This window comes from Paenibacillus suaedae (assembly GCF_032337355.1).
Lineage (GTDB): Bacteria > Bacillota > Bacilli > Paenibacillales > Paenibacillaceae > Paenibacillus_B > Paenibacillus_B suaedae.
This window is the reverse complement of the sequence record NZ_JAVYAA010000010.1, coordinates 22,894-37,118: the sequence shown is the minus strand read 5'-3', so window position 1 is coordinate 37,118 and position 14,225 is coordinate 22,894. Positions and strand designations below refer to the sequence as shown.

Sequence of the window (14,225 nt, the reverse complement as noted above, 5' to 3'; positions counted from 1 at the left end):
TAACAAGCTTGCTTGTTGTGCTGCTTGGCGAAGTAGGCTATTACAAATTAGGCTGCTTCCCTCGTTATCCATGAGCTTATTGAACTTTATAAGTCATCCAATAATGCTATGCACTCACGCTTATGAGGCATGGACTTCTGTGTGCGACGTCGCCAACTGGAGAGGCCGCGAATAATCGGAGGTCTATATTATGTGTGGTATTGTCGGATATATTGGAGCTAGAAATTCTCAAGCGGTGTTGTTGGAAGGATTGGGCAAGCTGGAGTATCGTGGATATGATTCTGCTGGCATTGCTGTATTCACACCGGAAGGCTTGCAAGTGCGCAAGGCACAAGGTAGATTAGCTGTCCTTGCTTCTCAATTGGAGGATGAGCCGCTGCAAGGTTCGGTAGGCATTGGCCATACTCGCTGGGCGACACATGGCAAGCCTTCGAATGAGAATTCGCATCCACATACGGATGCATCGATGAAGTTCTCTGTTGTTCATAATGGTATTATCGAGAACTATATGGAGCTGAAGGAAGAGCTGATCGCATCCGGAGTTGTATTCCGTTCAGAGACGGATACAGAGGTCATTTCTCATCTGATTGCTCAAGAGTATGAGGGAGATATTGTGAAGGCTGTGCAGAAGGCTACAGCGCGTATGCGCGGTGCTTATGCATTGGCTGTCCTGACAGAGCATGAACCGGATAAGCTGGTTGCTGTTCGCTTCGCAAGTCCGCTAGTTATCGGTATTGGAGAAGGCGAGAATTTCATCGGTTCGGATATTCCGGCGATTTTGCAATATACGCGTCGAGTGTATATTTTGAACGACAACGAAATGGCCGTACTGACTAAGGACGCTGTCGAATTGATGACGTTAGAGGGGAATTTTATTTCTCGGGAAATGATTGTTGTCGATTGGGACGTGTTGACTGCGGAAAAAGGCGGTTACGACCATTTCATGCTCAAAGAAATTCATGAGCAGCCCAAGGCATATCGCGACACGATGCGCGGTAGAATGCAAGAAGATCGCAGTGGAATCAAGCTTCCTGAGTTGAAGCATTTGACTGCAGAGAAATTACAAGAAATTCGCAACGTGCATATTGTCGCATGCGGTACTGCTTATCATGCAGGTCTTGTCGGACGTACGCTGATTGAGCAATGTGCAGGCGTTCCCGTGGAGACAGATGTCGCTTCGGAGTATCGCTACCGTTCGCCAATTATTACACCACAGACGCTTGTTATTGTTGTCAGCCAGTCTGGTGAGACAGCAGACACACTCGCAGCACTCCGTGAAGCAAAACGCTGCGGTGCGACGGTTCTGGCGATTACGAACGTCGTAGGCAGCTCGGTTGCCCGTGAAGCAGACGATACCATTGTTACATGGGCAGGTCCTGAGATTGCGGTTGCCTCTACAAAGGCATACACATCACAGCTTGTTGCCTTCATGATATTCAGCCTGTACTGGGCAGAGAAGCTTGGCCTTCACGATCAGGCTTGGATTCGTGAGCAGATTGCTGCGATGCAGGCATTGCCGGAGCAAGTGGAGCGCATTCTGGAGCAATCTGACGAGCTGAAGCGGGTTGCAGAGGACATTGCGAAGCACGACAATATGTTCTTTATCGGACGTGGTCTGGATTATGCGGTAGCATTGGAAGGATCGCTGAAGCTGAAAGAGATCTCATATATTCATTCCGAGGCGTATGCAGCGGGTGAATTGAAGCACGGTACACTTGCCTTGATCGAAGAAGGAGTACCTGTCATCGCACTGGCTACACAGACTGCGCTTGTTGAGAAGACAGTGAGCAACATTAAGGAAGTGAAGGCGCGCGGCGGTGTCGTTTATGCGATTACTGACGAAGCGAATGCTGCTGCAGTAGAGAAGGCGGTAGATGGCATGTTCGTACTGCCAGCTACGCTGTCTCGCTTGTCTCCTGCCTTGTCTGTAGTGCCATTGCAGCTTGTTGCTTACTATGCAAGCTTGGCACGAGGCAATGATGTGGATAAGCCAAGAAACTTGGCGAAGAGTGTGACTGTGGAATAAGGAACGGGCTTGAATGTATCTTCCTGTTAAGTGATAAAAAAGTGTGGAACCAGTAAAAAAAGTCTGGAACTCCTAGAACAGTCCCGATGATGCTTTGTTAGGTCATCGGGACTTTTTTATGATGAAGGAGCTGTATTTAATGTTAGGGGAGCAAATTCGAGAAATTAGAAAGAAAAATAAGATGAACCAAACTGAGTTTTCAAACCTTATTGAAGTGTCACAGGGAACCTAGAGTGAGCTTGAACTAAACAAGTACAATCCTTCGCTAGAAACTTTCTCGCAATAATCAAAGTGTTTAACATTAACGCAACATGGTTCTTATTTGGAAGTGCAGTAAACGCGGACGGTCTCAATGAGTTGGACGGAGAACATAATAAAGTGGAGGATTCCTCTGTTAAAAATAAACCATTAGACTGAGTTAAATTGTAGTATCGTATGTAGAGGATAGTTAGTTCATTATATGGGCTACTATCCTCTATTTTTGTTCAATATAGCATTAAGACTTTGTATAAATTATTTAATATATTGAGGAGGAAGATTTTCGTTAGGGGCGGGAAGAGTACAAGAAGTAATTATTAATGATAATAAAAAGAGATATAATGAAAATATCAGTAGTATTAAACTGAGATTGGAGTTTAAAGATGGCGAATAGAATTGTTGTAGACTGGGAGAATAAACTAATCATCTACGGGTACAGGAAGCCTCTGGGCTCGCGTACTTATTATTCAGAGAGGCGAGGAAATGCCAAGAGAGTATAAATTAATTACAGCAGGAACATTCGCTGGTCAAAAACGCATGAAGCTTCATTACTTGGACATTGATACTGACCAAGTTCTTTGTGGTTCACTCCTCTCTGGATATGAGACTCAACCTAGAGAAGGGGTTAGAGTATGTAAGAGATGTGAAGCCGCATACCGAAGAAGAGGCGGTACATTACTACAACCCGTAGATACCGATGCATGGCTGGCTAATACTTATCCAGGTCTAATGGAAGATTTCATAGAAGAAGAAATTACGGAGAAGATCTCAGTCATTAAAGAGGGTCATTTAGTAGAAAACATTATCGGCCGATGATCAGCGGACGCAGTGTATGCACCAGGTGCTATGGAGGATACCGAAATCGTATTCAAGCCAAACGGAGATGGTTGGTTGTGCTTTCTCCATCCATTCTCAACAACTGTTAAGAAATTCAAATGGGAAATCGATAATCGGTGTCTGATGCAAATCAAAGGAACAACATCAACTTTGCATTATGACATAGTTGAAGGTGATGAATTATCACTGGAAAATTATTATGACAAACCTTCAGATATGATTTTTCGCGACTTAAAAGTAGAGATTAACATAGAGTTCACCCCTCGAGGAAACAATGAGGTGATTACATTTTCAGAGCCATTGTTTTTATCGGACAATCGATTTACTTTGGTACATAGAGATATTACAAGACTTGAACCACCATCTTTTGTATAATAAGTTATACTTTTTATGTAGGTGTCGGATGACAATTCCGTTTTTGACAAGAAAATAAGGACATTACCGCATAGCATTTTTTAATAAGACGTTTTGGGATTAACACAAAGCTTCAACATTATAAAAGAAATAAAAAAGACGGTCGCTAAATAACGAACGCCTGTACTTGTAAGTATAAGTTTTTATAAGTACATGTTAACACAGGCGACTTGCGGGAAGCTGTGAAGTCCGCAGAATCGCCCTTATTTGTAGTTACACCGTAAGGGTATTGGGATACAGCCAGCTCGTGCAATTTCACTAAACCCGCATTTATACGTTGCGATTACGATAAGGGAAGAGACATTCGATCATCACCGTTAATAATGTAGACAAACGAGATGCAAAATCAATACGTTTCCGAGCAATTTGAATAAAAAGCAGGAGCCCCTCCTTTTTGTAAGTTAGATTGGTTTGATGTTCGAGATGGCGACAGGATAGAGGACGCGACAGATGTTCTACGGGGTATGTACCCCTTGGATCTTATTATCCTTGGGCGATGTGTACTTTTTATGAACCTAACCAAAAACCTTCCCGGTCAATTACCGAGAAGATTCCAGTTAAAATTATATTATTTGGAAGAAGCAGGTCTGGTTTTGACGTGCTCTCCAATCTCTACCTTTACATCCTCGATCTTGTTTTTCCCATCTAGCAGCTTACTTGGCTTACCCTTTAGGAAGTAGTCAAAGAAATCCAATGTATATGCATTAATACTGCTGTGGGTACGATACACGGTCTGTAAGCTGGCAGCATCATTCGGTACAGATGGATAGGTGAAAAACGGAGTGTCTGAAAATGTACTATGGTCTGCATGACGGAATGATACGGAATAACTATAGTGTACTGCCTGCTTATAGCGAGAAATCACATGTTTCAACATCTCGGTCATCTTCTTTTCATCCATTCCTTGTACTTGTGCAGCCTGCTTAGGATCATAACTTTCCAAATTTTTCAATCCGTCGTAGCTAGCATTCATCAGCATAAATGGACCTGGTATTCCGGTCTCAGGAATCAATTTGCCAAAGAAGCCGCCGTCCATATTGATGCCAGCTTTTACGCGATCATCCTGCAGCATCACTTGAGCAGCTGTAGCACCGCCGAATGAATGACCGAGCATTCCAACTCGACTCAGATCAGCCTGCTTCCAAATATGATAGCTTTTCTTCGCTGAAAGTTGTTCTAGGCGATCTAATACAAATTGAATATCTTTCACCCATACTTTGGTGATTAATTGATCTAAGTAAGAGGTACTGTCGTTATTAGCTCCGTTAAATTTGACGACTTTTCCGTTAGGAAATGTGGTTACTAACGAATTATAGGTATGCTGAACACTTACAACGATGTAGCCTTGGCTTGCTAGTGGCTCTGCAATAAATCGATACGAGTCATTAAGCATCCCTAAGCCGTGTGATAAGATGAGTACCGGATATTTTTGTTTCGATTCAGCAATAGGTGCCTTGATCAAAGAATGAGTAGTAGATGAGAGCAAGGGTAAAAATTGAGCAGCAGGTATTTTAGAGTAGCTTTCATATGCTTTTGCCAATGATGTTGGATCCGCTGCATAAGGTTCGCGCTTATGAGAGGCGCTTGATGCGTTAGTAGGATACCAGACTTGAATCATCAGCTCACGATGATCCGACTTTTCTGCCGTAAATGTTTCCGGACGAGATTTGTCTACCCAATGAAAACGTTCTGTCCCCACTTTATATGGGCCTTTAAGGGCAGGGAAAATTTCAGCTGTCTGCTTAGACGAAGTCGTCGGAGCCTTAGATTGTTGGGTAACAACAACTGCTGATTGTTGCTCTTGCTGGGCAGGACTGCTTCCAAATGCGTTTATTACGCTATTCCCGATAAACAATGAACACAGCATAATTGGCACTAAAAATTTACGTTTCCCGATAAGCTTTACTTCCATAATGCAACTCTCCATTTCAACAATAGGTTTGTGGAGTGAATACTTGCTTCCAATGCATTAGACTCTACTAACATCAAATTCCCCTTCATTGGCGTAAATGTGCTGGAAGTCGAGGTGGTTCTACTCCTAGCCAAGTGTCTTATGAAGTAGTCCCATTTCCAGTGTATTAGACAAATAAAGCATTAGACTAAGCCGAACGAATTTCAGGTATTTCCCCTGATTTTCGCTCGACTTTTCTTACACTCTTTTTCTCAGGCATCTTTATTTTCAAGCAATTCCCCGATCTCTTTCTACTTCCTTTTTCGCATCTATATTAGGGTTAAGGGGCGGGATGCCTATGGGGCGTTGGATTTCGGGGATTAGAGCTGTTGATGGCGTAGTGGCAGACTTATTTGCATGGGGACAGTTGTACCAGCGTGACTGTCATAAAGTGCAGTGCGGACTGGTGAAGCTGGCTGCCAAGTACCACTGTCTTTTCACTTGGCACCGGGCAGAAAGATATCCAAAACATAGATTTAGTCTAACTCCTGGGCATATGTTCATGATCAATTGTCGACGTATGCAGGAAGACGGTTTTAGTTTTTTTGAAATTTCTTCTTGCTCATTAATTCCGATCCTGCTATTATGAAGAAGCATTAATTTTGGAAAGCGAATATTCAATATATATTTAGGATCTTTCCAAGCAGATAATTTTTGACCACTTCCTCTCCGGAAGTTAAGGCCATACGGACAGCCGGGTCAAATGCCGACTGGCAACTTTTCGTTGCCTTATTGATTGAGTTAAAAGCTCAAATTTTATAAGTTGGTTACTTTACAACCAGTGCAATACGCACACAACTTGTGAAACGGTCAATAAGAGTGGTAAAGGCATTATTTGCTATATAGACTCTGATCCTAACAAAATATATTTGAATATAAGAGCTCTTCCATGAAACGATGAGTCCTAGGGGTGACTGATAAGCACGCTAGGAGTTTGTTCTGTCATGTTTATTGGGAATATCTTATTTTTTTAAATATATCAAGCAAGTGTGATGCGCATGGTGCGTGTTTCACTTGCTTTTTTTGTTGCCGTTTTTACAGTGAAAAAAATTGAATTCGGTGAGGAGATTGAAAAATGGGAAAAGCACTAATCATTGGCGCCGGTGGCGTAGCATCTGTAGCAGTTCATAAATGCGTTCAAAACAGCGAGGTCTTCGAAGAAATCTGCATCGCCAGCCGTACGAAGTCCAAATGCGATGATCTGAAAGCAAAACTGGACGGCGGCAAAACTAAAATTACAACCGCACAGGTCGATGCCAATAACGTTGAAGAGCTGATCGCTCTGATTAACGAAGTCAAACCGGATATCGTCATGAACTTGGCTCTGCCTTACCAGGATTTGACGATCATGGATGCCTGCCTGGCTACCAGAACGCATTATATGGATACGGCAAACTATGAGCCGGAAGATACGGCGAAATTCGAATACAAATGGCAGTGGGAATATCGGGAGCGCTTCGAAAAAGCAGGAATTACAGCACTGCTCGGCAGCGGATTCGACCCTGGCGTAACCGGCGTATTTTCGGCTTATGCGCTGAAACACTACTTTGACGAAATCGAATATATCGACATTTTGGATTGCAATGGCGGGGATCACGGTTATCCTTTCGCAACCAACTTCAACCCGGAAATCAATATCCGAGAAGTGTCTGCCAATGGCCGCTACTGGGAAAACGGGGAATGGATCGAAACAAAACCGATGGAAATTAAGCGTGAATATAACTTTGCTCAAGTCGGTCAAAAGGACATGTATCTGCTGTACCATGAAGAGCTTGAGTCTCTTGCGCAAAACATCCCTGGTCTGAAACGCATCCGTTTCTTCATGACTTTCGGCCAAAGTTATCTCATGCATCTGAAGGCGCTTGAAAACGTAGGAATGACCTCCATCGAACCAATCGAATACGAAGGGAAACAAATCATTCCGCTTCAATTCCTGAAGGCTGTGCTTCCGGATCCGTCTTCTCTCGGACCTCGTACAGTAGGCAAAACGAACATCGGCTGTATCTTCAAAGGGAAGAAAGACGGCCAAGACAAGACGTACTATGTCTACAATGTTTGCGACCACCAAGAGTGCTATAAGGAAGTGGGCTCCCAAGCCATCTCCTATACAACGGGCGTTCCTGCCATGATCGGCGCGGCGATGATCCTCACCGGCAAATGGAACAAACCGGGCGTATATAATGTCGAAGAGTTCAATCCGGATCCATTCATGGAGGAGCTGAACAAATGGGGACTTCCATGGGTAGAAGACTTCAACCCTGTGCTGGTTGACGCCTTGCCTGAGGAAGCTAAAGAGCCGGAGCTCGTTCGTTAAGATGCGGTTCGAGGAATTACCGACACCCTGTTTTGTAGTCGATGAAGCACTCATCGAGAAAAACCTGAAAATATTGAACGGCGTCATGCAGCGTACGGGAGCCAAAATTGTACTGGCGCAAAAGGCTTTTTCCATGACTGCAATGTATCCGCTCATCGGAAAATACTTAAGCGGTACGACTGCGAGCGGATTATTCGAAGCACGACTGGGTCACGAAGAAATGGGCAAAGAAAATCATGTCTTTGCCCCAGCTTACCGTGAAGATGAGATCGATGAGATTATTTCCATTTGCGACCACATCATCTTCAATTCCTTCTCCCAGTTGGAAAAGTATAAAGCGAAGGCTCTTGCTGCTGGCAGAAAAATTGGCCTTCGTATCAATCCGGAATGTTCAACGCAAGTGGGGCATGAGATTTATGATCCTTGTTCGACGGGCTCAAGATTTGGCGTCAAAAGGGAGGATTTCCAGCCGGAACTGCTGGAAGGCGTTTCGGGATTGCACTTTCATACCCTTTGCCAACAGAATTCGGACGATTTGGAGACCACGCTGAATGCGGTTGAGGACAAGTTCGGATCTTGGCTGCCGCAAATGGAATGGATCAATTTCGGCGGCGGTCACCATATCACGAGAGAAGACTACGATATTCCGAAGCTCGAAGCTTGCATAACGCGAATGCAAAATAAATACGGCTTGGAAGTATACCTTGAACCCGGAGAAGCCATCGCGCTTAACGCGGGCTATATGGTCACTTCCGTGTTGGATATCCATCGCAACGGCATCGAGATTGCAATCGTGGACACGTCGGCTACCTGTCATATGCCGGATGTTCTGGAAATGCCATATCGTCCACCTCTGGTCGGTTCGGGTGAATTCGGGGAGAAGCCATACGCTTACCGGCTCGGTGGTCCGACCTGCCTTACGGGCGATGTCATCGGAGACTATTCCTTCGATCAGCCTCTCAAGAGCGGCGACAGATTAGTATTTGAAGATATGGCGATCTACTCCATGGTCAAAACCAATACCTTCAACGGCATGCCGCTGCCGGCCATCGCCGTGCAGGAGAAGGATGGGAATTGCCGCGTCGTGCGCGAGTTCGGTTATCAGGATTTTAAGATGAGACTAGCTTAATGAATAACCAAACCCTTAACTCCGATGGGAATTAAGCGTGAATATAACTTGGCTGAAGTCGGCCAGAAGGACATGTATCTGCTATTCGGCGTAAAAAGGAAAGATTTCAAGCCGGAACTGCTTAGAAAGGTTGTGACAGCATAAAATGGACCACCGTAACACGCCGCTATTTACAGCTCTGAAAGAACATGCGGCGAGCAATCCCGTACAATTTCATATTCCCGGTCATAAAAAGGGCGTAGGAACTGACAGTGAGTTCAGAGAGTTTATAGGCGATAATGCCCTATCCATAGATTTGATTAACATTGCGCCGCTGGATGATCTCCATCAGCCTACCGGTGTTATTGAAGAAGCGCAAAAGCTTGCAGCCGACGCATTTGGCTCAGATTATACTTATTTCAGCGTACAGGGGACGAGTGGTGCCATTATGACCATGATTTTGTCTACATGCTCGCCTGGGGACAAAATTATCGTCCCACGCAATGTGCACAAATCGATCATGTCGGCCATCATTTTCTCTGGCGCGAAGCCAGTATTCATATCTCCGGTTCGCGACGAGAATCTTGGAATCGATCACGGCATTACAACCAAATCCGTACAGCGTGCACTGGACCGCCATCCGGATGCCAAAGCGGTTCTGGTTATTAACCCGACATACTTCGGCGTATGCGCCAATCTGAAGGAAATCGTCGATCTTGCCCACAGCCGCCATGTTCCAGTGCTCGTAGACGAAGCGCATGGGGTACTTATCCATTTCCATGAGGATTTGCCGATGTCCGCTATGGAAGCCGGTGCGGATATGGCCGCAACTAGTGTGCATAAGCTTGGGGGTTCTATGACACAAAGCTCGGTTCTCAACCTGAATACAAAAAACGGCTATGTGAATCCTCAGCGCGTGCAGACAATCATCAGTATGCTGACAACAACTTCTACTTCATACGTGCTGCTTGCATCATTGGATACATCCAGACGCAATCTAGCGATTAACGGCCATGACATGGCGCAAAGAACGATTGATCTTGCCCAAAAAGCCCGCCGCAGCATTAATGAAATGGAAGGTCTGTACTGCTTCGGGGAAGAAATCCTTGGGGACGAGGCCACCTTTGATTATGATCCGACCAAACTCACCATCCATGTCCGCCATCTGGGCATTACAGGCTTTGAAGCGGAAAACTGGCTGCGTGAGCATTATAACATTGAGGTCGAGCTCAGCGATATGTACAATATCCTCTGCCTGGTTACCCCGGGCGACAATGAGGAAACGGTATCGGTATTGCTTACAGCTCTCCGCGAGCTAGCTGGAACGTATTACAACGTGAACACTGCAAATGAGCTAATCGTGAAGATCCCGGAAATTCCTCATCTCTCCTTGATTCCAAGGGATGCATTTTATGGAGATACCGAAGTCATTCCGTTCAAGGAATCAGCCGGTAGAATCATTGCCGAGTTCATATATGTCTATCCGCCGGGTATTCCAATCCTGCTGCCGGGCGAAGTGATCTCCCAAGACAACATCGATTACATTGTCGATCATGTGGATGTGGGGCTTCCGGTGAAAGGACCGGAGGATCGGTACATCCAAAATGTCAAGGTGATCGTGGAAACCGACCCGATTTCATAAAATCTGCATACCTTACGCGTCGAGCGCACCACGAAGCGCCGCCAATGCAAGTCTGGTCATTTTAATTGAAGGAATCTCTAATTGAGTTTTCAATAGAATGATCCAATAGAATATGTTAAGAGCGTGTTTTGAACAATCTTTTTTCAAAACACGCTCTTTTTTTGTTGTTCTTTTATCAAGGTTATTAAGATTAATGCTGTCCGAAGGAACTGAAAAATAAAGTGCTAGACTGCCATGGCCTCACTAAGCAATACCAGGATAGTTTGATAAAAATATTTGATCCAAAGTACTTGACTATGACGTTACGTCATAGTGCATAATTCTCACTATAAATAACTAGGGGTGAGAGATATGAACATAAAATCAATGCGTTCAGATCATATTTATCAAAAAGTTGTCCAAGCTTCGCCCGAGGAAAAGCTTGAATTATTCAGAACCGAAATGATGGCTCCCTTTATGAAAAAATGGCAAATCCAACAGATTCCTTTTAGAGCTGAAGAGCCGCATGGGTTTGATGTTATTATGTTGAATAGTATGATGAACCGATCCCCAGATCAGATTACTCATCTGATTTCACCTGAGATAGCGTTGATTTCGTCAGATTCTTTTTGGTTAGAGTGCGAGCACGCTGTTAAGAAAAGCCTTCGTCTATTTATAGAACATGAAATAAGCCTCCCCGTATCCGATTATTTGTTTACCATTCAGCTAGGGAATCCGGAAAGTCGTTCCTTAATGTTAAGCGAAGGATATAGCGGCGATGGGGGGATTCCTGGTTTTATCATGTGTACACTTGTGCCAAATGAGTACACGATTCCTCGAATGAAGGCTGCGCTGGCGCATGAATGCAACCATAATGTGCGATATCAATTTATTCAGTGGGATCACACTGTTAATTTGGGCGAACTAATTGTAAGTGAAGGATTAGCTGAAAACTATGCTACATTCTTGTTTGGAGAAGAATTGCTCGGCCCTTGGGTAACGAAGACAAACGCAGAAACACTTAATAGGCGCATAAAGCCTGTGCTTAGAGAACAATTGCAATTAACTGGGTTTGATAAATTTGCTCCGTATCTTTATGGTGACGAGATCGCTAAGCTTCAAAACTTTAAACCGGTCAATATGCCTTATAGCGCTGGCTACGCTTGCGGATATTATCTAATCCAATATTATTTAAGAGAAACAGGAAAAACGATCTTTGAGGCAACAATAACGCCAGCTGCTCAAATACTAGACGAAATAAAAGGATTTTGGGATGAAGAAACCATTATTAGCTGTTAAAGATATAGTTCAGATTACAGGCATTACAGCTCGAACCCTGCATTATTACGATAGAATCCATTTATTTAAACCGTCACACCTGACGGAAAACGGGTATCGCCTATATGATCGAAGCAGTTTAGAAAAACTTCAAACCATTTTGTTCTTAAAGGAAATGGATTTATCTTTGAAAGAAATAGCGGATATTTTAAAGCTGACCAAGGAAGAACAGAAACAGTTACTAAAGAAACAAAGACAAATCTTATTATCGAGAAAACAAAGACTAGAAACAATCATGGATGCTCTCGAAGAATACGTTTCGGGGAATGATGTTAGTAATTTGCATATTTTCAACAATTCTTCCGTTTTGCCATTGAAAGAACAATACGCAAATGAGGCGAGATTCATTTATGGTGAAACAGAGGCATACAAAGTGTTTAATGAAAAGTTGGAAAAATTATCACTAGATGAAAAAGAGAAATGGTCTTATGAATTTGAACAATCCATGGAAGAAATATTCAAAAAAATTGCGTCTTGTATCAATCAGTCTCCTTCCTCCGTTGAGGTGCAACGATTAATCGAAGAGTGGAAGAAAAGTCTAATGCAAGTCATGACATGTGATTCGGAGTTACTGGCTTGCATTGCCAATACATACAAATTCGATACACGATTCAAAAACTACATTAATCAATATAGCAATGAGGATTTAGCAGATTTTCTATACAGTGCAATTATGCATAATATTAATCAGTTGAACGTCTCTCATTTGTCCTAAGGTCGAATGGCATGTTGTAGCTTTAGGAGATAATTTGAGTAGTTTTAAATGATAAACTGGATATAGTGTGGAAAAATCTCATCGTTAACTAAAAAGAGCAACTCCATTTTGATCAATCTTTTTCAAAATGGAGTTTTTGCTTTGTTGTTAAATAATGATTAAGGTAATTATTTTGTTATTGTTTCTTAGATGAACGGCTATCCCCGTGTGATAATTCGACAATCTTCTGGATGCCTTCTCTCAATAGCTGCTCATTCAGATAGGAATAGCTGAGGCGTATCCATGATTTGTACTCCTTGAGCGGATCGCAAATCGCTCCGGGTACAAAGGTGATTGATTGGTTTATGCATGTACGGAGTAAACGTTCAATCTCCACCGTTTCCGGAAGCTTCACCCATAAGTTGAATCCGCCTGCAGGGGAGTTCCATTGCCAGTCGGTAGCGGACAACTCCTGTTCTACGATATCCTTGCGAACCGCAAGCGCAATGCGAAGCTTCTCCATATGCTGCTGCAGCCGCTCGGAGAAAAAATAATGCAGGAAAATTTTCTGATTCACCAAAGGCGTCCCGCTGTCCGACAACAATTTGGCTTTTATCAGGTAGTTCATGATGGAAGGGCGGCACGCAACGATGGCGATGCCGAGGCCCGGAGCGATATATTTGCTGAAGCTGCGAAGATAGATGACCCATCCTGCCGTATCGTAAGCAAAAAGAGGCCGTGGAGGTTCTTCGCCAAAATAAATGTCGCGGTAAGGATCGTCCTCTAGTAGCAAACATTGATACCGCTCGGCAAGCTCAACGAGCCTTTTCCTTTGTTCGGCGGGTACGACATAGCCTGTTGGACTTTGAAAAGTGGGATTCAGATAAAACAGCCGCGGCTTGTAGGCTTGCATCAGTTTCTCTACCTGCTCCAAATCGTAGCCGTACGGGTGAATCTCAACCGGAACGATAGCTGCGCCTTGTCTTCTGAAAATATCAATTGCCGTGCTGTAGGTAGGACGCTCCAACATAACGGCATCTCTCGGCTTGACCAGTGCTCGGGCAACCAAATCCATGGCCTCCTGCGGCCACAAGTGATCAACAATTCGTCTGCTGACAAGTGAAACCGGTGGCAATCGGTAAAGTAACGGCACAATGCAACCCGCAGCTCCTGGTCTCCTTGCACGGTAAAGTAGGTGCCGAGCATTTTGGGATACAAATCGAACACTTGCTTCACATATTCCGAAAAATAAAGATTAGGGAGCAGGTTCGGATCGAGCAGCGATTTTGACAGTACATATTCGGCTTGCACCTGATGAATTTCAGAAAGATGGCTCTCATGCACGTAAGCGGATATGATCGGATCATGCAGCGAATCCGTAGGAAGACTGCCGTTCAGTCTCACATAATAGCCGGATTTGTCCTTCGCTTCAACGATCCGATTTTCCTTTAATAGCTGATAGGCTTTATAGACTGTCAGTCGATGTACATTGAATTCCATCGCCAGCGAGCGGATGGAGGGGAGTTTCTCATGCGGCTTCCATTCTCCGCGACGGATTCGATCCAGAATATAGTCATAGATTTGTTCAAACAGTTTGCCTGCATATCCGCTTGAAAGAACTTTTTTCCCCATATGTTTTGCCCCCAGGCCCATTAACCCGAAAT

The 14,225-nt window shown here is 44.0% G+C and carries 10 protein-coding genes and 1 pseudogene; 9 read left to right on the top strand and 2 right to left on the bottom strand.

What is annotated here, in order from left to right; translation table 11 throughout:
- Window positions 1–190 precede the first annotated feature (190 nt).
- The 3 genes from glmS (at window position 191) to RQP50_RS27295 (ending at window position 3,496) form a co-directional block, all read left to right on the top strand.
- Window positions 191–2,026: a glutamine--fructose-6-phosphate transaminase (isomerizing) gene (gene glmS / locus RQP50_RS27305; protein ID WP_072727687.1), complete on the top strand. Its 1,836-nt coding sequence runs from the start codon at window positions 191–193 to the stop codon at window positions 2,024–2,026.
- A gap of 741 nt (window positions 2,027–2,767) precedes the next feature.
- Window positions 2,768–3,100 carry a hypothetical protein gene (locus RQP50_RS27300; RefSeq protein ID WP_315747314.1) on the top strand — a complete coding sequence of 111 codons (333 nt, stop codon included), beginning with the start codon at window positions 2,768–2,770 and terminating at the stop codon, window positions 3,098–3,100.
- Window positions 3,101–3,130: 30 nt separating this feature from the next.
- Window positions 3,131–3,496 carry a hypothetical protein gene (locus RQP50_RS27295; RefSeq protein WP_315747313.1) on the top strand — a complete coding sequence of 122 codons (366 nt, stop codon included), beginning with the start codon at window positions 3,131–3,133 and terminating at the stop codon, window positions 3,494–3,496.
- Window positions 3,497–4,103: 607 nt separating this feature from the next.
- Here RQP50_RS27295 and RQP50_RS27290 read toward each other — a convergent pair.
- Window positions 4,104–5,447, bottom strand: coding sequence for an alpha/beta hydrolase family protein (locus tag RQP50_RS27290; protein ID WP_315747312.1), 1,344 nt, complete (start codon window positions 5,445–5,447; stop codon window positions 4,104–4,106).
- 337 nt (window positions 5,448–5,784) lie between these two features.
- Here RQP50_RS27290 and RQP50_RS27285 point away from each other — a divergent pair, with 337 nt between their 5' ends.
- From RQP50_RS27285 to RQP50_RS27260, 6 genes are all read left to right on the top strand, one after another.
- A complete protein-coding gene (locus tag RQP50_RS27285; RefSeq protein ID WP_315747311.1) occupies window positions 5,785–6,075 on the top strand; it encodes a hypothetical protein in 291 nt (96 codons plus the stop codon).
- Window positions 6,076–6,561: 486 nt separating this feature from the next.
- The gene (locus RQP50_RS27280) at window positions 6,562–7,800 is read left to right on the top strand and encodes a saccharopine dehydrogenase family protein (RefSeq protein WP_315747310.1); all 1,239 of its coding nucleotides are present in this window, start codon (window positions 6,562–6,564) and stop codon (window positions 7,798–7,800) included.
- A gap of 1 nt (window position 7,801) precedes the next feature.
- Window positions 7,802–8,929: a carboxynorspermidine decarboxylase gene (nspC, locus tag RQP50_RS27275; protein ID WP_315747309.1), complete on the top strand. Its 1,128-nt coding sequence runs from the start codon at window positions 7,802–7,804 to the stop codon at window positions 8,927–8,929.
- A gap of 145 nt (window positions 8,930–9,074) precedes the next feature.
- Window positions 9,075–10,550: an aminotransferase class I/II-fold pyridoxal phosphate-dependent enzyme gene (locus RQP50_RS27270; RefSeq protein ID WP_138188322.1), complete on the top strand. Its 1,476-nt coding sequence runs from the start codon at window positions 9,075–9,077 to the stop codon at window positions 10,548–10,550.
- A gap of 351 nt (window positions 10,551–10,901) precedes the next feature.
- Window positions 10,902–11,828: a DUF2268 domain-containing protein gene (locus tag RQP50_RS27265; RefSeq protein WP_315747308.1), complete on the top strand. Its 927-nt coding sequence runs from the start codon at window positions 10,902–10,904 to the stop codon at window positions 11,826–11,828.
- Entirely contained in the window at window positions 11,803–12,582 is a 780-nt protein-coding gene (locus RQP50_RS27260; RefSeq protein ID WP_072727672.1) for a MerR family transcriptional regulator, read from the top strand. The genes RQP50_RS27265 and RQP50_RS27260 overlap by 26 nt, the downstream gene beginning before the upstream one ends.
- Before the next feature lie 175 nt (window positions 12,583–12,757).
- Here RQP50_RS27260 and RQP50_RS27255 read toward each other — a convergent pair.
- A pseudogene (locus RQP50_RS27255) lies at window positions 12,758–14,193 on the bottom strand (aminotransferase-like domain-containing protein).
- Window positions 14,194–14,225 lie beyond the last annotated feature (32 nt).